This is a genomic window from Streptomyces sp. NPDC058697, assembly GCF_042715345.1.
Taxonomy (GTDB): Bacteria; Actinomycetota; Actinomycetes; order Streptomycetales; family Streptomycetaceae; genus Streptomyces; species Streptomyces liliifuscus.
Genome location: NZ_JBHXSU010000016.1, coordinates 133,210 through 156,221 on the forward strand (window position 1 = coordinate 133,210; position 23,012 = coordinate 156,221).

The following is a 23,012-nucleotide window of genomic DNA, read 5'->3' on the forward strand; positions in this document are numbered from 1 at the left end:
ACGCACACCGGGCCCGCGCCCCACTAATGAGTGGTCTTCTTCACGTGTGGCGGCCCCCGGACGCCGTCGCGCCGGTACCTTAATGAACATGAAAATTGCTTTCGTTGGGAAGGGCGGCAGCGGCAAGACCACCCTGTCCTCGCTCTTCGTGCGCCACCTCGCGTCCACCGGATCACCCGTCGTCGCGGTGGACGCCGACATCAACCAGCACCTCGGACCCGCACTCGGCCTGGACGACACGGAGGCCGGGCGGCTGCCCGCCATGGGCGACCGGCTCGCGCTCATCAAGGACTACCTGCGTGGCTCCAACCCCCGCATCACGTCCACCGAGACGATGATCAAGACGACCCCGCCCGGCGAGGGCTCCCGCCTGCTGCGCGTGTGCGAGGACAACCCGGTGTACGAGGCCTGTGCGCGACCGGTGGAACTCGACGGCGGCGCCGTCCGTTTGATGGTCACCGGCCCGTTCACCGAGGCCGACCTGGGAGTGTCCTGCTACCACTCCAAGACCGGTGCAGTGGAGCTCTGCCTGAACCATCTCGTCGACGGCCGGAGCGAGTACATCGTCGTCGACATGACGGCGGGCTCGGACTCCTTCGCGTCCGGCATGTTCACCCGCTTCGACATCACGTTCCTCGTCGCCGAGCCGACCCGGAAGGGAGTCTCCGTCTACCGCCAGTACAAGGAGTACGCGCGCGACTTCGGCGTCACCCTGAAGGTCGTCGGCAACAAGGTGCAGGGACAGGACGACATCGACTTCCTGAGGGGCGAGGTCGGCGACGACCTGCTGCTGACGGTCGGTCACTCGGACTGGGTGCGCGCCATGGAGAAGGGCCGCCCGCCCAGGTTCGAGCAGCTGGAGGACGGCAACCGCCGTGCGCTGCGCGCCCTCCAGGCCGCCGCCGACGCCACGTACGAGCAGCGCGACTGGGAGCGTTACACGCGCCAGATGGTCCACTTCCACCTGAAGAACGCCCAGTCCTGGGGCAACGAACGAACGGGCGCCGACCTGGCCGCCCAGGTCGACCCCGAGTTCGTGCTGCGCGAACAGGCGCCGACGCCCCAGCACGCCTGAGGCCGGACCGGGGGACTACCGGCTGACCGCCGGTGCCCCCGGGACGCCCTTCGGAGCCGGGGCGGGCGGCTCGGAGAGAGGGGCGGGCGGCTCGGAGAAAGGGGCGGGCTGCTCGGAGAGGAACGACGTCCAGCCGGCCTTCGGGTCCTGGCCCACCTTGAGGGTGCGGAGCTTGGCCAGGGTCTTCGGGTCCTGGACGTCGAGCCAGTCGGCGAGTTGACGGAAGGAGACGCAGCGCACCTCGGGCTGGGTGCAGACGCGCTCGATGGTCTCCTGGACGGCGCGCATGTACGTGCCGCCGTTCCAGGACTCGAAGTGGTTGCCGATGATCAGGGGCGCGCGGTTGCCGTTGTAGGCGCGGGAGAAGCCCTTGAGCAGGCCGTCCCGCATCTGGTCGCCCCAGTACCTGTGCTTGGCCGGGTTGCCCCGGGTGGTGGCGCCCGACTGGTTGACCAGGAAGTTGTAGTCCATGGTCAACGTCTCGAAGGCGCGCCCCGGGACGGGGACGAGCTGCATCGACAGGTCCCACAGGCCCTTCTCCTTCTTGGGCCAGACCTGGTTGTTGACGCCACTGGTGTCGTAGCGGAAGCCCAGTTCCCGGGCGGCGCGCATGAAGTTCTTCCGCCCCTCCAGACAGGGCGTGCGGGCGCCGATGAGTTCCTTGTCGTAGTCGAAGGGCAGCGGGGAGGCCTTCGTCGTACCCGTGGTGCTCTTCCAGGACTTGACGAAGAACTTGGCCTGGGCGATCTCGTCCTTCCACTCCTCGACCGACCACTGGCCCACGCCGCCTCCGCCGCCGCAGAAGTGGCCGTTGAAGTGCGTGCCGATCTCGTTGCCCTCAAGCCAGGCGCCGCGCAGTTGCCGCACGGTGTCCTTGATGCCCTGCTCGTCATTGAAGCCGATGTCGGAGCGGCCCGGTGAGTGCTGCGGCGGCCGGTACAGCTGGCGTTTCGCCTCCGGAAGCATGTACACACCGCTCAGGAAGTACGTCATCGTCGCGTTGTTGGCCTTGGCCACCTTGCGGAAGTGCGAGAACAGCCGCTGGCTGTCCTCGCCGGCCCCGTCCCAGGAGAAGACCACGAACTGGGGCGGTTTCTGACCGGGTTTCAGCCGCTCGGGCCGCGGCAGATGCGGCTGCGCGCCGGTGAAGGCGGTGGAGCCGTCGCCGATCAGACGGACCGCGTTCCTGGGTGCCGGGGCGCCCGCGGCCTTCGTCGCGCCGCGGGCGCCGTCACCGTGCGCGCCCTTCTCGACGCCGGTGTCACCGATACCGCAGCCGGCGAGCGCGGCGGTGCAGGCCGCGGCGACCGTGACACCCGCGGCGATCCTCTGAGTGGCGGCCATGTCTCGCCCACCTTCTTCCTTCAGTCGGGCCAAAGCGGAAGGGATTCCGTGCGGCGGAATCCCGGATAACCCCGAGAAAACGGACAGAAACCGACAGCTCCCCCAAGATCCCAGGAGCCCGGGAAGGAATTAGTACGACAAGCCGATCAAAATGATTAATCACCCCCTGGAGTGAATTACTGACCTATTTGCGCTACTTTTTCGCACACATCCTTTACTCTCCATTACGATTCATTTACCGAGCGTTGAGAAATCCCGCCGCTGTACGCCGTGACCCACGGCCGCGCCCCAAGCGACCGCGTAGCCCCGGAGGAAGACGGGAACCATGCCTGCCTGCGTCCCCACCCGCACCGACGACTCATCGCACATGCCGGAAGAGGGGCGGCCGCACAGCCCGCCCGAGCGCCGCCGCCGAGCGCCCTGGCTCCCCCGTGTCCCTCGGGTCGCCGGCGCAGATCTGTCCGCCTCGATCGCCGTTTTCCTGATCGCCCTTCCGCTGTCCCTGGGCATCGCCCTCGCCACCGGGGCTCCACTGCAGGCGGGGCTCGTCGCCGCCGCCGCGGGCGGGCTGGTGGTCGGCCGCCTGGGCGGCGCCCCGCTCCAGGTGAGCGGCCCCGCCGCCGGGCTCACGGTGGTCACCGCCGATCTCATCCTGAAGTTCGGCTGGCGCACGACGTGCGCCATCACCGTTCTCGCCGGTCTCGCCCAACTCGGCCTGGGCTTCCTGCGAGTGGCCCGCTCCGCTCTCGCCGTGAGCCCCGCGATCGTGCACGGCATGCTGGCCGGTATCGGCATCACCATCGCCGTCGCCCAGCTGCACATCGTGCTCGGCGGCTCCCCGCGCAGCTCGGTCGTCGCCAACATCCGGGAACTGCCAGGACAGTTGGCCCACCCCCAGGTGGCGGCGCTGTCCATGAGCGCCCTGACGCTGGCCCTCCTGCTGGCCTGGCCGCGGATCCCCGGACGCGTAGGACGGGCCCTCCGCAAGGTGCCCGCCGCGCTCGTCGCCGTCACCGCGGCCACCACGACCGCCGTGGCCGCCGGGCTCACCCTGCCCAAGGTCGACCTGCCGTCCTGGCGGAGCCACGCGCTGGCCGGACTGCCCGAGGGCCCGGCGCTCGGGATCACCGCCGCCGTGCTCACCGTCACGCTGGTGTGCAGCGTCCAGTCGCTTCTCGGGGCCGTCGCCGTGGACAAGCTCACGGCGGGGCGGCCGACCCAGCAGAAGCGCTCCGACCTCGACCGCGAGCTGCTCGGACAGGGCGCCGCCAACATCGTCTCCGGATCGCTCGGCGGGCTTCCCGTCGCGGGCGTGGCCGTGCGCAGCTCGGCGAACGTGCAGGCGGGAGCGGTCAGCCGGAACTCCACGATGCTGCACGGCGTCTGGGTGGTGGTGGCCGCGCTGCTGATGGTCCCGGTCCTGGAGCTGATCCCCCTCGCGGCACTCGCCGCCCTGGTGATGGCCGTCGGCATCCAGATGGTGTCCCTCCACCACATCCGCACGGTCACCCGCCACCGAGAGGTGCTGGTGTACGCGGTCACGACCCTCGCCGTCGTCGTCCTCGGCGTACTGGAGGGCGTCCTGCTGGGGGTCGCGGTGGCCGTCGGAGTCGCCCTGCACCGGCTCACCCGCACCCGGATCACCCACGACGTGGACTCGGCGGGCGTCCACCACGTCCGCGTACGCGGGCAGTTGACGTTCCTCGCCGTGCCGCGTCTCAGCCGGACCCTGCATCTCGTGCCCCAGGGCGCCGACGCCGTGGTCGAGCTGGACGGCTCCTTCATGGACCACGCGGCGTACGAATCGCTGCACGACTGGCAGAGCACGCACCTCGCGCAGGGCGGCTCCGTCGAGCTCACCGGCCGCACCGGGGCCCGGCTGGCCGCGCCCCACGTCCAGGGGGGCACCGGAGAGACCTCGCACTGCCACTGCCGGCCCTGGACGCCCTGGCGCAATCACCACTGCGAGCGCCCCGAGAGCGCCCCGCAGGGCGGGCGCCGGAGCGGGCATCAACTGGCCAGCGGCATCAGCTCGTTCCAGCGCAACACCGCGCCCCTGGTGCGCGGCGAGCTGGCCCGGCTCGCGCGGGAGGGGCAGCAGCCCTCCCAGCTCTTCCTGACCTGCGCCGACTCCCGGCTCGTCACATCGATGATCACTTCAAGCGGCCCGGGCGACCTCTTCGTCGTACGGAACGTCGGCAATCTCGTACCGCCCCCCGGCGAGGAGAGCGCCGACGACTCGGTCGCGGCCGCCATCGAGTACGCGGTGGAGGTGCTGCAGGTGCGGTCCATCACCGTGTGCGGGCACTCCGGCTGCGGGGCGATGCAGGCGCTGATGAACACCGAACCGGGTGGCGCGCAGACGCCGTTGAAGCGGTGGCTGCGGCACGGGCTGCCGAGTGTGGAGCGGATGGCCGCCAAGGACCGGCCCTGGACACGCATCGCCGGACGGGCTCCGGCCGACGCGGTCGAGCAGCTCTGTCTGACCAACGTGGTGCAGCAGTTGGAGCATCTGAGGGCGCACGACTCCGTGGCCCGCGCGCTGAAGGAGGGCGCGCTCGAACTGCACGGCATGTACTTCCACGTGGGCGAGGCCCAGGCGTACCTCCTCACGGAGCGCGCCCACCACGAGGAGCCGGACGGCGAGGTCTTCGACCGGGTCGCGGCGACGGCACTGCACGACACACCTGCCTGACCCGCCCGTTCCGGGCCCGCGAGCCCACTCCCAGGAGCCCGCGGGCCCACTTCCGGCGGTCCGCCGGCCACTCCCGGCGGTCCGCGGCCTCACTCCCGGAGGCCCGTCCAGCCCCTGCCACGGGTCCGCCCAACGCCCCGCCCCGGGTTCGTTCGGGCCCCGCCACGGGGCCGTCCGGCGCCCTGCCACGGGGCCGCCCAACGCCCCGCCCCGGGTTCGTTCGGGCCCGGCCACGGGGCCGTTCGGCGCCCGGCCACGGGGCCGTTCGGACCCCCGCCACCGGCCCGTCCCGCCCGCGAGCCTGAACCGCGCTCCTTCCCCGTCCGTGAGAACGTGTGGCCCCCCGTGTCCGCGGGAAGCCGCACGCACACATGATCCTGCCCACAGGTCTAAACCAATTCCCGGACGGCCCTTGTCACCAGGGGTCCGCGTCTGATGAGCTGTGGCCTGGGACACAACGGACACCCTGGGAAAGGGAGATGTCGTGAGCAACGAAAGCCTGGCCAACCTGTTGCGCGAAGAGCGCAGGTTCGCGCCGCCCGCCGACCTGGCCGCGAACGCCAACGTCACCGCGGAGGCGTATGAGCAGGCCAAGGCTGACAGGCTCGGCTTCTGGGCCGAGCAGGCCCGCCGGCTGACCTGGGCCACCGAGCCGACCGAGACCCTGGACTGGTCGAACCCGCCGTTCGCCAAGTGGTTCAAGGACGGCAGGCTCAACGTCGCGTACAACTGCGTGGACCGCCACGTCGAGGCGGGGAACGGCGACCGGGTCGCCATCCACTTCGAGGGCGAGCCGGGTGACGGCCGCGCCATCACCTACGCCGAGCTGAAGGACGAGGTCTCCCGCGCGGCGAACGCCCTGACGGAGCTCGGGGTCGAGAAGGGCGACCGGGTCGCCATCTATCTGCCGATGATTCCCGAGGCCGTCGTCTCGATGCTGGCCTGCGCCCGCATCGGCGCCGCGCACTCGGTGGTCTTCGGCGGCTTCTCGGCCGACGCCATCGCCACCCGCATCCAGGACGCAGACGCCAAGCTGGTCATCACCTCGGACGGTGGCTACCGCCGAGGCAAGCCCTCCGCGCTCAAGCCGGCCGTCGACGAGGCGGTCTCCCGGGTCGACGGCGTGGACAAGGTGCTCGTCGTGCGCCGTACGGGCCAGGACGTCGAGTGGACCGAGGGCCGTGACGTCTGGTGGCACGAGATCACGGCCAGGCAGTCCGCCGAGCACACCCCCGAGGCGTTCGACGCCGAGCACCCGCTGTTCATCCTCTACACCTCGGGGACGACGGGTAAGCCGAAGGGCATCCTGCACACCTCCGGCGGCTACCTCACCCAGGCCGCGTACACGCACCACGCCGTCTTCGACCTCAAGCCGGAGACCGACGTCTACTGGTGCACGGCCGACATCGGCTGGGTCACCGGCCACTCGTACATCACGTACGGACCGCTGGCGAACGGCGCGACGCAGGTTATGTACGAGGGCACGCCGGACACCCCGCACCAGGGGCGCTTCTGGGAGATCGTGCAGAAGTACGGCGTGACGATCCTCTACACGGCGCCGACGGCCGTTCGTACGTTCATGAAGTGGGGCGACGACATCCCCGCGAAGTTCGATCTCAGCAGCCTGCGGGTGCTGGGCTCGGTGGGTGAGCCGATCAACCCCGAGGCGTGGATCTGGTACCGCAAGCACATCGGCGGCGACCGCACGCCGATCGTGGACACCTGGTGGCAGACCGAGACCGGCGCGATGATGATCTCTCCGCTGCCGGGCGTGACCGAGACCAAGCCGGGGTCCGCGCAGCGCGCGCTGCCGGGCATCTCGGCGACCGTCGTCGACGACGAGGCGCGCGAAGTGCCCGACGGCGGCGGCGGATACCTCGTGCTCACCGAGCCGTGGCCGTCGATGCTCCGCACCATCTGGGGCGACGACCAGCGGTTCCTCGACACGTACTGGTCGCGCTTCGAGGGCAGGTACTTCGCGGGCGACGGCGCCAAGAAGGACGACGACGGCGACATCTGGCTGCTCGGCCGGGTGGACGACGTGATGCTCGTGTCCGGGCACAACATCTCGACCACCGAGGTCGAGTCGGCGCTCGTCTCGCACCCGTCGGTCGCCGAGGCGGCGGTCGTCGGCGCGGCCGACGAGACGACCGGCCAGGCGATCGTGGCCTTCGTGATCCTGCGCGGTACGGCGTCGGAGACCGACAGCCTCGTGGGCGACCTGCGCGACCACGTCTCGAAGGCGCTGGGCCCGATCGCCAAGCCGAAGCGGATCCTGCCGGTGGCCGAGCTGCCCAAGACCCGTTCGGGCAAGATCATGCGCCGGCTGCTGCGTGACGTCGCGGAGAACCGTCAGCTCGGTGACGTCACCACGCTCACCGACTCCACGGTGATGGACCTCATCCAGTCGAAGCTCCCGGCGGCGGCCAGCGAGGACTGACGTACGACCCGTAAGACGTACGACCCGTGAAGGGGCACCCGGCTGCTGACGCGCCGGGTGCCCCTCTCGCGTCTACCGTGAGGATCACCGGATCGGCCCGGCCCCGGCTTCGGTAGGCTGAGGCACGCGTCAACAACGCGACAAGAGAGCGTCTGGGATCTCGGAGAGCCCCGAGAGCTCGGACATCTCCATAGGTGCGCCGGGAAGTCTGGTCGGCATGTGCTCAGCCCTGCCCACCGACCGGAGGTCGACCCCGTGTCCGCGCCCACCCCCTCCCCCACCCCCTCCCCCGCTCCCGGCCCAGACCCCCGAAGCCGCAAGGACACCAAGATCCTCGGACGGCTCTCCCTGCCCGAGCGGACCTTCGTCGCGGACGCGCTGCGCACCGAGACGGTCGGTGGCGTCCTCCTGCTCGCCGCCGCGATCACCGCGCTGATCTGGGCGAACACCCCGATCCGGGAGAGCTACGAGACGGTCAGGGAGTTCCACGTCGGACCCGCTGCACTCGGCCTGGACCTCTCCATCGAGCACTGGGCCGCCGACGGCCTCCTCGCGGTCTTCTTCTTCGTCGCCGGAATCGAACTCAAGCGCGAGCTGGTCGCCGGTGACCTCAGGGACCCGCGGGCCGCCGCGCTCCCGGTCGTCGCCGCGCTGTGCGGCATGGCCGTGCCCGCGCTCGTCTACACCCTGGTCAACGTCACCGGCGGCGGCTCGTTCGACGGCTGGGCCGTACCGACCGCGACCGACATCGCCTTCGCACTCGCCGTCCTCGCCGTCATCGGTACGTCGCTGCCGAGCGCCCTGCGCGCCTTCCTGCTCACGCTCGCCGTCGTCGACGACCTCTTCGCGATCCTGATCATCGCGGTGTTCTTCACCGACGACCTGGACTTCGCGGCGCTCGGCGGCGCCGCCCTCGGCCTCGCCGTCTTCTGGCTGCTGCTGCGCAGGGGCGTACGCGGCTGGTACGTGTACGTGCCGCTCGCCCTGGTGATCTGGGGGCTGATGTACAACAGCGGCGTCCACGCCACGGTCGCCGGGGTCGCGATGGGTCTGATGCTGCGCTGTACCACCCGCAAGGACGAAGGCGAGCAGCGTTCTCCCGGCGAGCGCATCGAGCATCTCGTACGCCCCCTTTCGGCGGGCCTCGCCGTACCGCTGTTCGCGCTGTTCAGCGCCGGGGTCGCAGTGTCCGGAGGTGCGCTCGGCGAGGTGTTCACCCGGCCGGAGACCCTCGGTGTCGTGCTCGGTCTGGTCGTCGGCAAGGCGGTCGGCATCTTCGGCGGCACCTGGCTGACGGCCCGCTTCACCAGGGCCACGCTCTCCGACGACCTGGCCTGGCCCGACGTCTTCGCGGTGTCCTCGCTCGCCGGCATCGGCTTCACCGTCTCGCTGCTGATCGGCGAACTCGCCTTCGCGGGCGACAGGGCACTCACCGACGAGGTCAAGGCCGCCGTCCTGATGGGTTCCCTGATCGCGGCCGTCCTGTCGGGCGTCCTGCTGAAGATACGCAACGCCAAGTACCGCAAGCTGTGGGAGGACGAGGAGCGCGACGAGGACCTCGACGGCATCCCCGACATCTACGAACAGGACAACCCCGCCTACCACCTGCGGATGGCCGAGATCCACGAGCGCAAGGCCGCCGAGCACCGAAGGCTTGCCGAAGTGACGGGCGGGGCAAGCGAGGGGAACGACGGTCCGGCATGATCTGACACACGGTCCGTTACGCACGTTCCGATACGCCCGGTCCGGCACGTACGGTCCACACGTACCCAAAACGCGCACAGCTCCACGACGACGGACGACGACAGACAACGGCGACAAGACAACAGGGAGAACGCGATGAGCGCACCCGACGGCAGCCCGGTCGGCGCCGAACGCAGCATCGGCCAGCTGTTCGCCTCGGCGACGACCGAGATGTCCGCGCTGGTGCACGACGAGATCGCACTGGCGAAGGCGCAGCTCAAGCGGGACGTCAAGCGCGGAGCGGTCGGCGGCGGCGCGTTCGCGGCCGCCGGTGCGGTACTGATCTTCTCCCTGCCCATGCTGAGTTTCGCCCTGGCGTACGGCATCCGCACCTGGAGCGACTGGAACCTGGCGGTCTGCTTCCTGCTGTCGTTCGCCGCGAACGTGGTGGTCGCGGCCGTCCTCGCGCTGATCGGCGTGATCTTCGCGAAGAAGGCCAAGCAGGGCCAGGGCCCGCAGAAGACGGCCGCCTCGGTCAAGGAATCGGCGGCCGTACTGCAGAACGTGAAGCCGCACCCCCGTGAGGTGACCGCGGCCGACCCGGTCGGTGACACCGTCAAGGCTGTGGCACGCTCGTCCTCATGACGGATCCCGCCTCATCCTCGGCGCAACCCACCTCGGTCGTACGGCTCGACGTGCCCGGCGGGAAACAGGTGACCCACCGGGACGTCGCCGCCAACGGCGCGCGCTTCCACATCGCCGAGATGGGCGACGGGCCGCTCGTCCTGCTGCTGCACGGTTTCCCGCAGTTCTGGTGGACCTGGCGGCATCAGCTGGTGGCGCTCTCCGACGCGGGCTTCCGCGCGGTCGCGATGGACCTGCGGGGCATCGGCGGCAGCGACCGCACCCCGCGCGGCTACGACCCCGCGAACCTCGCCCTCGACATCACCGGCGTCGTACGGTCCCTCGGCGAGCCCGACGCCGCGCTGGTCGGCCACGACCTCGGCGGCTATCTGGCGTGGACCGCGGCCGTGATGCGCCCCAAGCTGGTGCGCCGGCTCGCGGTCTCCTCGATGCCGCACCCGCGGCGCTGGCGCAACGCGATGCTCTCGGACATGAAGCAGACCGCGGCCGGCTCGTACATCTGGGGCTTCCAGCGGCCCTGGATCCCCGAGCGCCAACTGCTCGCCGACGAGGGGGCCCTGGTCGGCGAGCTCATCCGGGACTGGTCCGGGCCGCGGCTGCCGGACGACGAGGCCGTGGAGGCGTACCGGCGGGCGATGCTCATCCCGTCGACGGCGCACTGCTCGCTGGAGCCGTACCGGTGGATGGTCCGCTCGATGGCCCGTCCGGACGGTATTCAGTTCAACCGCCGGATGAAGCGGCCGGTGCGGGTGCCGACGCTGCATCTGCACGGCTCGCTCGATCCGGTGATGCGCACGCGGAGTGCCGCGGGGTCCGGGGAGTATGTCGAAGCGCCGTACCGCTGGCGGCTGTTCGACGGGCTCGGGCACTTTCCCCACGAGGAGGATCCCGTGGCTTTCTCCACCGAATTGGTGAACTGGCTGAAGGACCCCGAGCCGGACCGCTGAGGCATCGCGCCGCAGGTCGGAGGCCGTTCGGCGAGGCACTCGCACCACCCGCCCCACACGTCTCGGGAACGCCTGTTCTACGAACGGCCAATTGCCCGACGCATAGGCCGATTGGGGGGCGTGGGGGCGGTTATCGACCTTGGGGCAGGGGCAGACGTCGGGGTATGGGCTGGACGCACGACTACAGTGACGCAGCACGAAACCGCCGCTCGGCCAGTGGCCTGAGCTCCCACCAGAGGGGAGCCCCGCAGCTGCAGGGCACGGATCCTCGGCTGGGAATCCCGCACATTCTGAAGCGCCGTGCCCGCTGGGTCTCGGCGCGTCTGCGTCACCCGCGCGACTGAGGACCCGCGCGGCCGGAACCCTCGGACCCTCGCCCGTGTGACGCCCGTCGGCCGAGCCCCTCCGCGCCCCCGGACTAGGGCCTGTCTGGCAATTCCCGTCGTCGCCCGGAGGGCGGCCTGGCGGCGTCAGGTGCGTGCTCTCGGCGTGCCGGGCGTAGAGCCTCGTACTGGACGTACTTGGGTCTACGCCCGGTGCGGCGAGAGTGCGTGCATGGCGTCGCCAGGCAGACGGGAATTGCCAGACAGGCCCTAGAGCGCGCAGCTGTCGCTGCCCACCTGCTGGTTGGCGGTACGACCCTTGGTGATGTCCTCCTGGACCTCTTCCACGGTCAGCGCGTACCCCGTGTCCGGGTCGTCGAGGGACTTCGCGAACACCACGCCGTACACCTCGCCGTTCGCGGTGAGCAGCGGGCCGCCGGAGTTGCCCTGGCGCACGGTCGCGAACACGGAGTAGACCTTCCGCTGCACGGTGCCCCGGTGGTAGATGTCCGGGCCGTTGGCCGTGATGGGTCCGCGCACCCGCGCCGGGTTGACCGTGTACGAGCCGTTCTCCGGGAAGCCCGCGACGATCGCGTCGTCCCCCCTGGTCGCTTCCTTGGTGGTGAACTTCAGGGCGGGCGCGTTCAGATCGGGCACGTCGAGTACGGCGATGTCGCGTTCCCAGTCGTAGAGCACGACCTTCGCGGCGTACCGCTTGCCCTCGCCGCCTATCTGGACGTACGGCTCGTTCACGCCGCCCACCACATGGGCGTTGGTCATCACGCGGCGCGGGCCGAAGACGAAGCCGGTGCCTTCGAGGACCTTGCCGCAGCTCTGGGCGGTGCCGGTGACCTTGACGATGGAGCGCTGGGCACGTGCGGCGACCGGGCTGCTCGCGAGGGCCGGGTCAGGGGGATCCACCTCGTTGATCGGCTCGTTCGAGAACGGGCTGAAGACCTGCGGGAAGCCGTTCTGCGCGAGGACCGAGGAGAAGTCGGCGAACCAGGTGTCGGCCTGGTTGGGCAGCGCCCTGTCCACGCCAAGCATCACCTTGGAGTTGCGGACCTCCTTGCCGAGCGTCGGCAGTGTCGTACCGGCCAGGGCCGAGCCGATCAGCCAGGCGACGAGGAGCATCGCCACGACATTGACGAGGGCGCCGCCCGTGGCGTCCAGGGCGCGGGCCGGGGACCAGGTGATGTACCGCCGCAGTTTGTTGCCGAGATGCGTGGTGAGGGCCTGGCCGACCGAGGCGCAGACGATCACGACGACCACGGCGACGACGGCCGCGGTCGTGCCGACCTCCGCGTCGTCCGTCACCGCGCCCCAGATGACGGGCAGGAGATAGACGGCGACGAGACCGCCGCCCAGGAATCCGATCACCGACAGGATGCCTACGACGAACCCCTGGCGATAGCCCACGATCGCGAACCACACGGCGGCGACCAGCAACAGGATGTCCAGCACGTTCACTGCTTCAAGCCTCGCCTCATCACTTTGCGGTGGCCGTGCCTCGGCCGGGGGTCCGGGGACACCCGGCGCAGCCGCTCATGTCGCGGCCCCCGGAAAGACACAGCACGGGTGCCACCCTGTCATGCGCGCCAGTCGAGCGGGACCTGCTTGTCGCGGTCCCAGGGGCGCTCCCAGCCCGCGTAGTGCAGGAGGCGGTCGATGATTCCGGCCGTGAAGCCCCATACCAGGGCGGATTCGACCAGGAATGCCGGACCTGCGTGGCCGCGCGGGTGCACGGCCGTCGCGCGGTTGGCGGGGTCCGTGAGATCCGCCACGGGGACCGTGAAGACCCGGGCCGTCTCCGCCGGATCGACCACGCCGACCGGTGTCGGCTCGCGCCACCAGCCCAGCACCGGGGTGACCACGAAGCCGCTCACCGGGATGTAGAGCTTCGGGAGCACGCCGAAGAGCTGCACACCGCTGGGGTCGAGCCCGGTCTCCTCCTCGGCCTCGCGGAGAGCGGCCCGCAACGGCCCGTCGGCCTTCGGGTCGCCGTCCTCGGGGTCGAGGGCGCCACCGGGGAACGACGGCTGCCCGGCATGCGACCTGAGCGAGCTCGCCCGCTCCATGAGCAGCAGCTCGGGGCCGGACTCCCCCTCACCGAACAGGATCAGCACGGCCGACTGGCGCCCGCCGCCGTCCTCCGGCGGCAGGAAGCGGCTCAGCTGGAGCGGCTCCACCGTCTCCACGGCCCGCACCACCGGGTCCAGCCAGCCCGGCAGGCCGTCCTTGGTCGGGACCAGATCGCCGTCCTGCATGTCGTGCGTGCGACTCGCGCGCGTCATCGCCACCCCCGTTCTGCTGCTCTCAACGCCCGCGGGTCCACAGATCGTTCCGTCATCCGGCCCCCCGCGCGGGTGAACCGGGCGCGGGTGCGGAGGAGACGGGTGCGCCGGGGGCGGTGGCGCCGGACGCGGGTGCGCCGGGGGCGGGTGCGGTGGCGCCGGACGCGGAGGCGTCGGCGACGGACGCACCGGGGGCGGGCGCGCCCAGCGGGGGTGCGGGGATGCCGCCCGCGTCGAGGTAGGACTGCGGAGGGTTGAGGCGCTGGCCCGGGAAGCCGCCCTTCTCGTACTTCAGGAGCTTCTGGGCCTTCTCCGGGTCCGTCTCGCCCTCGCCGTACGCCGGGCAGAGCGGGGCGATCGGGCAGGCACCGCAGGCGGGCTTGCGGGCGTGGCAGATACGGCGGCCGTGGAAGATCACGTGGTGCGAGAGCATCGTCCACTCGCTCTTCGGGAAGAGCCCGCCGATGGCCGCCTCGATCTTGTCGGGCTCCGTCCGGTCGGTCCACTGCCAGCGTCGTACGAGCCGCTGGAAGTGGGTGTCCACGGTGATGCCGGGGCGGCCGAAGGCGTTGCCGAGGACGACGAAGGCGGTCTTGCGGCCCACGCCGGGCAGTTTGACGAGGTCTTCGAGCCGGCCGGGGACCTCGCCCCCGAAATCGTCCCGCAGGGCCTTGGAGAGCCCTATCACCGACTTGGTCTTGGCCCGGAAGAACCCGGTCGGCCGGAGGATCTCCTCGACCTCCTCCGGATTCGCCGCGGCCAGGTCCTCGGGCGTGGGGTACTTCCCGAAGAGCGCCGGCGTCGTCTGGTTCACCCTCAGGTCCGTCGTCTGCGCCGACAGGACCGTGGCGACCACCAACTGGAAGGGGTTCTCGAAGTCCAGCTCCGGGTGTGCGTACGGGTACACCTCGCCGAGCTCACGGTTGATCCGGCGAGCCCGCCGGACGAGAGCCGTATGCGACTCGTTCCGGGGAGGCTTGGCGGGGGTGATTTTGGCGGGGGCTGCTTTGGCGGGCGTCGCGTTGGCGGGGGCTGCTTTGGCCGGCGTCGCGTTGGCGGGGGCTGCCTTGGCGGGGGCCTCCTTGGCGGGAGTGGTCCTGGCGGGAGTGGCCTTGGCAGGGGCTGCCTTGGCAGGAGTGGCTTTGGCGGGGGTCACTGCGGTGGGTGCGGCCTTCTTCGCGGGTGCGGGTTTCTTGGAGGGTGTGGATTTCTCGGCGGGCGGGAGTTTCTTGGCGGGCGTGGATTTTCTGGCGGTCGCCTTCACGGGTGCGCTCTTCACCGCGGGCGTGCCCTTCGCTGCCGAGGCCAGCTTGGCGGGCGTGGATTTCCTGGCCGTCGCCTTCACGGGCGCACTCTTCACCGCGGGTGCGCCTTTCGCCGCGGGTGCGCCCTCCGCGGGCGCGCCCTTCGCCGCGGGTGCCCTCGACGCCGAAGTCTTCTTGGCGGGCGTGGATTTCCTGACCGTCGCCTTCACGGGTGCGCTCTTCACCGCGGGCGTGCCCGCCGCGGGCGCGCCCTTCACCGCCGGTGCCCTCGACGCCGAGGCTTTCTTGGCGGGCGTGGATTTCCTGACGGTCGCCTTCACGGGTGCGCTCTTCACCGCGGGCGTGCCCTCCGCCGCAGGCGCCCTCGACACCGAGGCCTTCCTGGCGGACGCCGCGGGCAACGCGCTCTCCCTGACTGGTGCCGTGGACGCTGCGCTCTTCCTGGCGAGCGCCTCGGACGGCGCGCTCTTCTCGGCGGTCGTCTTCGGCGCGGCCACCTCCTTGCCCGCAGCCACCTCCTTGCTCACGGCAGCCTTCTTGCCTGCGGCCACCTTCTTGCCCGCAGCAGCAGCCCTCTTGGTCGGGGCGGCCACCTCCTTGCTCGGGGCCACCTTCTCGCCCGCGGCGGCCTTCTTGCCAGTGGCCACCTTCTTGCCAGCGGCAGCCGCCTTCCTGCTAGGGGCGGCAGCCTTCTTGGCTGACGCGGCTCTCTTGTCGGCGGCGGCCTTCTTCGCGGTTGCGGCCATCTCCGAGGCCGCGGCCCCCGCGGCCTTCCCGGCGGCTCCGGCCGACCTCTTGGCCGGCCCGCCCCCTGCCGCTTTTGTCGTTTTCTTCGCTCCGTCGGGGTCCTGTTCGCCCACAGCGGAATCGCGACGTGCAACCACCCGTCCAGCCCCCTTGGCCTGTGCTCTCACCGGCGATTTGGACACCCGGCCAGCCTAAAGCCCACCAGTGACATCCGCCCCGGCCCTCGGAGATCGGCCCCCAATTGGCCCCCTGCCGCACTGCGGGACACACCTGTACGGCAGACTTGTGACTGATCACACTGTTTGGACCGTCCGGCAAGATGGGGAACACGGTCCCCGGCACACGGGGGAGCAAGATCCCCTGAGCAGGTCGACAAGGAGAGAACTCGTGGACGACGTTCTGCGGCGCGCCCCGCTCTTCGCGGCGCTCGATGACGAGCAGGCCGCGGAGCTCCGCGCCTCCATGAGTGAGGTGACCCTCGCGCGCGGAGACGCGCTCTTTCACGAGGGCGACCCCGGAGACCGCCTGTATGTGGTCACCGAGGGCAAGGTGAAGCTCCACCGCACATCCCCCGACGGCCGCGAGAACATGCTGGCGGTCCTCGGCCCCGGCGAGCTCATCGGCGAGCTGTCGCTGTTCGACCCGGGCCCGCGCACGGCGACCGCCAGCGCGCTGACCGAGGTCAAGCTGCTCGGCCTCGGCCACGGCGACCTCCAGCCCTGGCTGAACGCGCGGCCCGAGGTGGCCGCCGCCCTGCTGCGCGCCGTCGCCCGGCGTCTGCGCAAGACCAACGACCAGATGTCCGACCTGGTCTTCTCCGACGTGCCGGGCCGCGTGGCCCGCGCGCTCCTGGACCTCTCGCGCCGCTTCGGCGTGCAGTCCGAGGAGGGCATCCACGTCGTGCACGACCTGACCCAGGAGGAGCTGGCCCAGCTCGTCGGCGCCTCCCGCGAGACGGTCAACAAGGCGCTCGCCGACTTCGCGGGCCGCGGCTGGCTCCGCCTGGAGGCCCGCGCGGTCATCCTGCTGGACGTGGAGCGCCTCGCGAAGCGCTCGCGCTAGCCGTTGCCGTTACGCGTTACGCGTTACGCGTTACGCGTTACGTCACGTCTTCTTCAAGAAGGGTCCCGCCGCACAGTGGGGCCCTTCTTGTCGTCGCCGGACGGGACCCCCGGGTGGTGGCCGCGGCCGGGACTGCCTCGCCGCGGTCCGCGCGGAGGCACGTTCCGTCCGCCCGCTGCGCGTGTTCCGCTGGAAATGACATGAACCCGCGGCCCGGCCCATGCAGAGTGTTCCCATGCCGAACAAGGGGCTCGACGCCCGGGGATACATCGACCGCGAGGGATCTCTGGGGCTGATCCCGCGCGCGTTCCGGCCAGTGGTGGCCACGGCCCGCGACCGGGTGCTGGACGTCTTCGGGGCGCGGCTGCACAGCGCGTACCTGTACGGGTCGATTCCGCGCGGCACCGCGCGTGTGGGCCGCTCCGACCTCGACCTGCTGCTCGCCCTGCGCGAGGAGCCCACGGACGCGGACCGTACGGACGCCCGCTCGCTCGACGAGGCGCTCGACAAGGAGTTCCCGCAGATCGACGGGGCGGGGACGCTGCTGGTCGGCCGGGCGCAGGTGCTGAGCGACCTGGAGAGGCACGATCTCGGCTGGTTCGTCGCCTGCCTCTGTACGCCGCTGCTGGGCGAGGACCTCGCCGAGGACCTGCCGCGCTACCGGCCCGACTCGCTCCTCGCCCGTGAGACGAACGGCGACCTCGCGCTGTTCCTTGCCCGGTGGCGCGACCGGATCTCCGAGGCGGACGGCTCGGAGGAGGCCCTGCGGCCCCTCGTGCGCTTCATGTCACGTCATCTCGTCCGCACCGGCTTCACCCTCGTCATGCCCCGCTGGAACGGCTGGACGAGCGATCTGACGGAGATGGCCGAGGCGTTCGGCGCGTACTACCCGGAGCGGGCCGCACAACTGCGGGAGGCGGCCGTCCTCGGGTACGAGCCGAGGGGCGATGCCGCCGTCCTGCGGTCGTACGTCGAGGATCTCGGGCCGTGGCTCGCCGAGGAGTACGCGCGCGTGCACGGCATCAAGAAACCGCGCCCCTAGGGAGGGTGTTTTCGAAACGTGCCTCCTAGGAGGCACGATTCCGGCTTCTCAGGCCTCCCCGATGAGCCCGTGCTCCCGGAGATACTCCAGCTGCGCCAGCACCGACAGCTCCGCCGCCGGCCACAGGGAGCGGTCGACGTCAGCGTAGACGTGGGCGACGACCTGGGAAGAGGTCGTGTAGCCGTCTTCGACCGCCGTCTCGACCTGGGCGAGGCGGTGGGCCCGGTGGGCGAGGTAGAACTCGACGGCACCCTGGGCGTCCTCCAGGACGGGCCCGTGGCCCGGCAGGACCATGTGCACGCCGTCGTCGACCGTCAGGGACCGCAGGCGCCGCAGGGAGTCCAGGTAGTCGCCCAGGCGCCCGTCGGGGTGCGCGACGACCGTGGTGCCCCGGCCCAGGATCGTGTCGCCGGTCAGGACGGCCCGGTCGGCGGGCAGATGGAAGCAGAGCGAGTCGGCGGTGTGGCCGGGGGTGGACACGACACGCAGCTCCAGGCCGCCCGTGGTGACGACGTTCCCGGCCGCCAGGCCCTCGTCACCGAGCCGCAGCGCCGGATCGAGCGCCCGCACCTTCGTCCCGGTAAGTTCCGCGAACCGTCCGGCGCCCTCCGCATGGTCCGGATGCCCGTGCGTCAGCAGGGTCAGCGCGACCCGCTTGCCGGCCTTCTCCGCGGTGTCGACGACGTTCCGAAGGTGTACGTCGTCCAGGGGCCCCGGGTCGATCACCACCGCCAGCTCGGAGTCCGGCTCGGCCACGATCCAGGTGTTCGTGCCGTCCAGGGTCATCGCGGAGGCGTTGGGCGCCAGGACGTTGACGGCACGCGCGGTGGCGGGACCGGAGAGCACCCCGCCCCGTGGCTGGCCGGGAAGGGCGGCGGCGTCGGTCATGCGGAGGCTCCACCGGTCGGGATGTGCTTGGTGAACTCGTCGTGGCCCGGCCAGCTGAGGACCAGCTCGCCGCCCTCCAGGCGGGCCTGGGCCAGGACGGGCGTCATGTCTCGCTCCGGCGCCGCGGCGAGGGCCTCGGCGGCGGTGGCGTACGCGCCGAGCTGGCGCAGGGTCGCGATGGTGGGCGGCATCATCAGGAGGTCGCCCTTGTCGTAGCCGTCCCTCGCGTCCGCGGGGCGGATCCAGACGGTGCGGTCGGCCTCGGTGGAGACGTTGCGGGTGCGCTGGCCCTCCGGGAGCGCGGCCACGAAGAACCAGGTGTCGTAGCGGCGGGGCTCGAACTCCGGGGTGATCCAGCGGGTCCAGGCCCCGAGGAGGTCGGAGCGCAGGACGAGCCCCCGGCGCTCCAGGAACTCCGCGAAGGAGAGGTCGCGGGCGACCAGGGCAGCGCGGTCCGCCTCCCACTCCTCGCCGGTGGTGTCGCCGACCACGGTGTCCTCGGTGAGGCCCGCGAGCAGGACGCCCGCCTCCTCGTACGTCTCGCGCACCGCCGCGCAGACGATCGCCTGGGCGGCGGTCTCGTCGACGCCGAGCCGGGACGCCCACCACGCGCGCGTGGGGCCCGCCCAGCGGATCTGCCGGTCGTCGTCCCTGGGGTCCACACCGCCGCCGGGGTACGCGTACGCGCCTCCGGCGAAGGCCATGGAGGCGCGTCTGCGCAGCATGTGCACGACGGGGGTGGAGTCGGTGTCCTTGAGCAGCATGACGGTGGCCGCCCGCCTGGGGGCGACCGGTGTCAGCGTGCCCTCCGCGAGCGCGCGGATTCTCTCGGGCCACTCGGGGGGATACCACTGCCCATTCGCCATGGGCGGAGGCTATCCCGGAGTGGGCTGATGTTCGAGAGGCAACGATCGCCTCCCCAAGAGGCCTGCCCACGCCGTACCGGCAGGCCTGGGCACGGCCCAGAAGCACCGCCCGTGCCACGGCGGGACGGCGTGCGGCCCCTGCGGAAAGCCGGGCCTCCGGCGGAGCGCCCGACCCGGCGACGGAACACGCGCGGCAGACGGACGCCCGGCGCCACGACGGATCAGCGCCCCAACGGACCAGCGCCACAACGGACCAGCGCCCCAACAGACCGACTCACACCGTGGCCGACAACATTCGCGAAGGGCACGCACCCCGGCGAATCCGCCTACGTCTACGCGTGCGTCAGCTCCACCAGGACCTCGACCTCGACGGGCGCGTCCAGCGGCAGCACCGCCACGCCGACCGCGCTGCGCGCGTGCACGCCCTTCTCGCCGAGGACCTCGCCGAGCAGCTCGCTCGCGCCGTTCAGCACCGCGGGCTGGCCCGTGAAGTCGGAGGCAGAGGCGACGAAGCCGACGACCTTCACCACGCGCGCGATGCGGTCGAGGTCACCCACGACCGACTTGACCGCCGCGAGGGCGTTCAGCGCACAGGTGCGGGCCAGCTCCTTGGCCTCCTCGGGCGTGACCTCAGCGCCCACCTTGCCGGTGACCGGAAGCTTGCCGTCCACCATCGGGAGCTGGCCGGCCGTGTACACGTACACACCCGACTGCACCGCGGGCTGGTACGCGGCGAGCGGCGGAACGACGTCCGGCAGGGTCAGTCCGAGCTCGGCCAGCTTCGCCTCGACGGCGCTCATGCGGCCTTCTCGCGCTTCAGATAGGCGACGAGCTGCTCGGGGTTGTTCGGCCCGGGCACGACCTGGACGAGCTCCCAGCCGTCCTCGCCCCAGGTGTCCAGAATCTGCTTCGTGGCGTGGACGAGCAGCGGCACGGTTGAGTATTCCCACTTGGTCATGAGGGCGACTGTATCCGCTGCCGCACACGCCCTTCAGCGGGCCTCGTCGGGGGCCTGGTCGGGAGCTTCGTCGGTGGCCTCGCCCGGCACCTCGCCCACAGCTTGTCCACAGCCTCCTGCGTACTTCGGCGGCCGACTGGTTAGGCTCGAAGACGTGAGCAGGCTCCAGGTCGTCAGCGGCAAGGGCGGTACCGGCAAGACCACGGTCGCCGCAGCACTCGCGCTCGCCCTAGCGACCGAGGGCAAGCGTGCCCTTCTGGTCGAGGTCGAGGGCAGGCAGGGCATCGCGCAGCTATTCGAAGCGCAGGCCCTGCCCTACGAGGAGCGGAAGATCGCCGTCGCTCCAGGTGGCGGGGAGGTGTTCGCCCTAGCCATCGACCCCGAACTGGCCCTTCTGGACTACCTCCAGATGTTCTACAAGCTCGGCAGCGCCGGACGCGCGCTGAAGAAGCTCGGCGCCATCGACTTCGCGACCACCGTCGCCCCGGGCCTCAGGGACGTACTCCTGACGGGCAAGGCCTGCGAGGCCGTGCGCCGCAAGGACAAGCGCGGCCGCTTCGCGTACGACTACGTGGTGATGGACGCGCCGCCGACCGGCCGGATCACCCGCTTCCTGAACGTGAACGACGAGGTGGCCGGGCTCGCCAAGATCGGCCCGATACACAATCAGGCGCAGGCCGTCATGCGGGTGCTCAAGTCGCCCGAGACGGCCGTGCACATGGTGACGCTCCTGGAGGAGATGCCCGTCCAGGAGACCGCGGACGGCATCGCCGAGCTGCGCGCCGCGCGGCTGCCGGTGGGGCGGATCATCGTGAACATGGTGCGGCCCTCGATCCTCGACGAGACCGATCTGGCGCTCACCCGCGAGGCTCCGCGCACGGCGATCGCCAAGTCGCTGTCCGCCGCCGGACTAGGTGGCGCGCGCCGCGGCGGGGTCGCCGAGCGGCTGGTGGAGCCGCTGCTGACCCAGGCCGACGAGTACTCCGAGCGGCACGCTCTGGAGCGCGACCAGCGGGCCGTGCTCCAGGGCCTGGACCTCCCGCTGCACGAACTCCCGCTGCTCGCCGAGGGAATGGACCTCGGGGGCCTGTACGAACTCGCCAAGGAACTGCGTCAGCAAGGGATCTCATGAGCCAGGACCCGGCCCGCGCACACGACGACCCGGCCAGCGCACAGGACACGGCCCACTCGCACGAGACCGCCCGTCCGGGGGTGCACGGGCACGACCCCGCCCGCGCCATAGACGCAGCGGCCGTCCTTGACGTCGATCCGCTGATCGACGACCCGAAGACCCGCATCGTGGTCTGCTGCGGCTCGGGCGGCGTCGGCAAGACCACCACGGCGGCGGCCCTCGGGCTGCGCGCGGCCGAGCGCGGCCGCAAGGTGGTCGTCCTCACCATCGACCCGGCGCGCAGGCTCGCCCAGTCGATGGGCATCGACGCGCTGGACAACACCCCGCGCCGGGTGAAGGGCGTCGACGACTCCGCGGACGGCGAACTGCACGCGATGATGCTCGACATGAAGCGCACCTTCGACGAGATCGTCGAGGCGCACGCGGACCCCGAGCGGGCGGCCGCGATCCTCAACAACCCCTTCTACCAGTCGCTTTCGGCGGGCTTCGCGGGCACGCAGGAATACATGGCGATGGAGAAGCTGGGCCAGTTGCGGGCCCGCGAGGAGTGGGACCTCATCGTCGTCGACACCCCGCCCTCGCGCTCGGCGCTCGACTTCCTGGACGCCCCGAAGCGGCTCGGGTCGTTCCTGGACGGCAAGTTGATCCGGCTGCTGACGGCTCCGGCGAAGCTGGGCGGCCGGGCCGGGATGAAGTTCCTGAACGTCGGGATGTCGATGATGACCGGCACCCTCGGCAAGCTGCTGGGCGGCCAGCTCCTCAAGGACGTCCAGACGTTCGTGGCCGCGATGGACACCACCTTCGGCGGTTTCCGCACCCGCGCGGACGCCACGTACAAGCTGCTCCAGGCGCCCGGGACGGCGTTCCTGGTCGTCGCGGCCCCGGAGCGGGACGCGCTGCGCGAGGCGGCGTACTTCGTGGAGCGGCTGGCCGCCGAGGAGATGCCGCTCGCGGGGCTCGTGCTGAACCGCGTCCACGGCAGCGGCGCGGCCCAGCTGTCCGCGGAGCGGGCACTGGCCGCCGCGGAGACCCTCGACCTCGCCTCCGATCCCGCCGCAGCGGAAAATCTTGACGAGGCCCGCATTGTGGATCAGTCCGGCGGGAAAGCTGGACTTCGTAACTCTCCCGACACGTACGGCAGTTCAGAATCACCCGCTACCCAGACCACCGTTCCCGAGGCTCCCGCGCCCGACGCAGGCTCCCCCGCCGCGGACCGGACCACCGCCGAAGGAGCCGGAACGGACGACCCCACGGACGACCGCGACGACCGCACCGTCGAACAACTCACGGCAGGCCTGTTGAGGCTGCACGCCGAGCGCATGCAGCTGCTCTCCCGCGAGCAGCGCACACGCGACCGCTTCGCCGCACGCCACCCCGAGGTGGCGGTGGCCGAAGTGGCCGCGCTGCCCGGCGATGTGCACGACCTCGCAGGGCTGCGGAACATCGGGGAGCGGCTCGCGGCCGGTACCTCGCCGGCCGGAGCTGCGTAGCCTCTCGGGGCCGCAGTGGCCCCAGTTGCGTGCGGACGCCGTCTACGACGCCGTGCGGGGTCGCGTGTACGTCACGTGGCCCCCTGACGCATACGGGGCCGATGGGACCCCGGTTG

Annotated in this window: 18 protein-coding genes and 1 pseudogene; 11 read left to right on the forward strand and 8 right to left on the reverse strand. The window is 71.0% G+C overall.

Features of this window, described 5'->3' with window-relative positions:
- Positions 1–82 precede the first annotated feature (82 nt).
- Positions 83–1,075, forward strand: a complete 993-nt coding sequence (locus tag ACFWXQ_RS31575) for an ATP-binding protein (RefSeq protein ID WP_383936638.1) — start codon at positions 83–85, stop codon at positions 1,073–1,075.
- A 15-nt stretch (positions 1,076–1,090) separates the two neighbouring features.
- Here ACFWXQ_RS31575 and ACFWXQ_RS31580 read toward each other — a convergent pair whose 3' ends face one another.
- Positions 1,091–2,419 (reverse strand): hypothetical protein, encoded by a 1,329-nt coding sequence (locus ACFWXQ_RS31580; RefSeq protein ID WP_383936636.1) that lies wholly within the window; start codon positions 2,417–2,419, stop codon positions 1,091–1,093.
- 325 nt (positions 2,420–2,744) lie between these two features.
- Between ACFWXQ_RS31580 and ACFWXQ_RS31585 the strand changes: the two genes are divergently transcribed.
- The 6 genes from ACFWXQ_RS31585 (at position 2,745) to ACFWXQ_RS31610 (ending at position 11,173) form a co-directional block, all read left to right on the forward strand.
- On the forward strand, positions 2,745–5,114 hold the full coding sequence (locus tag ACFWXQ_RS31585) for a bifunctional SulP family inorganic anion transporter/carbonic anhydrase (protein ID WP_383936634.1): 2,370 nt from the start codon (positions 2,745–2,747) through the stop codon (positions 5,112–5,114).
- A gap of 442 nt (positions 5,115–5,556) precedes the next feature.
- On the forward strand, positions 5,557–7,554 hold the full coding sequence (acs, locus tag ACFWXQ_RS31590) for an acetate--CoA ligase (RefSeq protein WP_383936632.1): 1,998 nt from the start codon (positions 5,557–5,559) through the stop codon (positions 7,552–7,554).
- 330 nt (positions 7,555–7,884) lie between these two features.
- Complete coding sequence (gene nhaA, locus ACFWXQ_RS31595; protein ID WP_383936662.1) at positions 7,885–9,258, forward strand: Na+/H+ antiporter NhaA; 1,374 nt, start codon at positions 7,885–7,887, stop codon at positions 9,256–9,258.
- Positions 9,259–9,393: 135 nt separating this feature from the next.
- Positions 9,394–9,882, forward strand: a complete 489-nt coding sequence (locus tag ACFWXQ_RS31600) for a phage holin family protein (RefSeq protein WP_383936630.1) — start codon at positions 9,394–9,396, stop codon at positions 9,880–9,882.
- Positions 9,879–10,829: an alpha/beta fold hydrolase gene (locus ACFWXQ_RS31605; RefSeq protein WP_383936628.1), complete on the forward strand. Its 951-nt coding sequence runs from the start codon at positions 9,879–9,881 to the stop codon at positions 10,827–10,829. The genes ACFWXQ_RS31600 and ACFWXQ_RS31605 overlap by 4 nt, the downstream gene beginning before the upstream one ends.
- Positions 10,830–10,993: 164 nt before the next feature.
- The gene (locus ACFWXQ_RS31610) at positions 10,994–11,173 is read left to right on the forward strand and encodes a hypothetical protein (RefSeq protein ID WP_079053496.1); all 180 of its coding nucleotides are present in this window, start codon (positions 10,994–10,996) and stop codon (positions 11,171–11,173) included.
- A 249-nt stretch (positions 11,174–11,422) separates the two neighbouring features.
- Here the strand turns inward: ACFWXQ_RS31610 and ACFWXQ_RS31615 are convergent, their stop codons facing one another.
- The 3 genes and pseudogenes from ACFWXQ_RS31615 to nth form a co-directional block, all read right to left on the reverse strand.
- A complete protein-coding gene (locus ACFWXQ_RS31615) occupies positions 11,423–12,622 on the reverse strand; it encodes a MarP family serine protease (protein ID WP_383936626.1) in 1,200 nt (399 codons plus the stop codon).
- Between the two features lie 119 nt (positions 12,623–12,741).
- Positions 12,742–13,446 carry an NUDIX hydrolase gene (locus ACFWXQ_RS31620; RefSeq protein ID WP_383936624.1) on the reverse strand — a complete coding sequence of 235 codons (705 nt, stop codon included), beginning with the start codon at positions 13,444–13,446 and terminating at the stop codon, positions 12,742–12,744.
- Positions 13,447–13,645: 199 nt separating this feature from the next.
- A pseudogene (gene nth / locus ACFWXQ_RS31625) lies at positions 13,646–14,725 on the reverse strand (endonuclease III); the annotation flags it as partial.
- Positions 14,726–15,845: 1,120 nt separating this feature from the next.
- On the opposite strand from nth, the gene ACFWXQ_RS31630 reads away from it, so the two are divergent.
- Complete coding sequence (locus tag ACFWXQ_RS31630; RefSeq protein WP_016642758.1) at positions 15,846–16,520, forward strand: Crp/Fnr family transcriptional regulator; 675 nt, start codon at positions 15,846–15,848, stop codon at positions 16,518–16,520.
- A gap of 235 nt (positions 16,521–16,755) precedes the next feature.
- Positions 16,756–17,562, forward strand: a complete 807-nt coding sequence (locus tag ACFWXQ_RS31635; protein WP_383936622.1) for a nucleotidyltransferase — start codon at positions 16,756–16,758, stop codon at positions 17,560–17,562.
- A gap of 48 nt (positions 17,563–17,610) precedes the next feature.
- On the opposite strand, the gene ACFWXQ_RS31640 is transcribed toward ACFWXQ_RS31635, so the two are convergent.
- From ACFWXQ_RS31640 to ACFWXQ_RS31655, 4 genes are all read right to left on the reverse strand, one after another.
- Positions 17,611–18,450, reverse strand: a complete 840-nt coding sequence (locus ACFWXQ_RS31640) for an MBL fold metallo-hydrolase (RefSeq protein WP_383936620.1) — start codon at positions 18,448–18,450, stop codon at positions 17,611–17,613.
- Positions 18,447–19,316 (reverse strand): NUDIX hydrolase, encoded by an 870-nt coding sequence (locus tag ACFWXQ_RS31645; protein ID WP_383936618.1) that lies wholly within the window; start codon positions 19,314–19,316, stop codon positions 18,447–18,449. The genes ACFWXQ_RS31640 and ACFWXQ_RS31645 overlap by 4 nt, the downstream gene beginning before the upstream one ends.
- 332 nt (positions 19,317–19,648) lie before the next feature.
- Positions 19,649–20,116, reverse strand: coding sequence for a RidA family protein (locus tag ACFWXQ_RS31650; protein ID WP_143640281.1), 468 nt, complete (start codon positions 20,114–20,116; stop codon positions 19,649–19,651).
- On the reverse strand, positions 20,113–20,274 hold the full coding sequence (locus tag ACFWXQ_RS31655) for a DUF4177 domain-containing protein (protein ID WP_107099910.1): 162 nt from the start codon (positions 20,272–20,274) through the stop codon (positions 20,113–20,115). The genes ACFWXQ_RS31650 and ACFWXQ_RS31655 overlap by 4 nt, the downstream gene beginning before the upstream one ends.
- Before the next feature lie 154 nt (positions 20,275–20,428).
- Between ACFWXQ_RS31655 and ACFWXQ_RS31660 the strand changes: the two genes are divergently transcribed.
- Together ACFWXQ_RS31660 and ACFWXQ_RS31665 are read left to right on the forward strand one after the other, a co-directional pair.
- Positions 20,429–21,406: an ArsA-related P-loop ATPase gene (locus ACFWXQ_RS31660; protein ID WP_383936616.1), complete on the forward strand. Its 978-nt coding sequence runs from the start codon at positions 20,429–20,431 to the stop codon at positions 21,404–21,406.
- Positions 21,403–22,896: an ArsA family ATPase gene (locus tag ACFWXQ_RS31665; protein ID WP_383936614.1), complete on the forward strand. Its 1,494-nt coding sequence runs from the start codon at positions 21,403–21,405 to the stop codon at positions 22,894–22,896. Before ACFWXQ_RS31660 ends, ACFWXQ_RS31665 begins: the two co-directional genes overlap by 4 nt.
- The last annotated feature ends 116 nt before the right edge of the window (positions 22,897–23,012 follow it).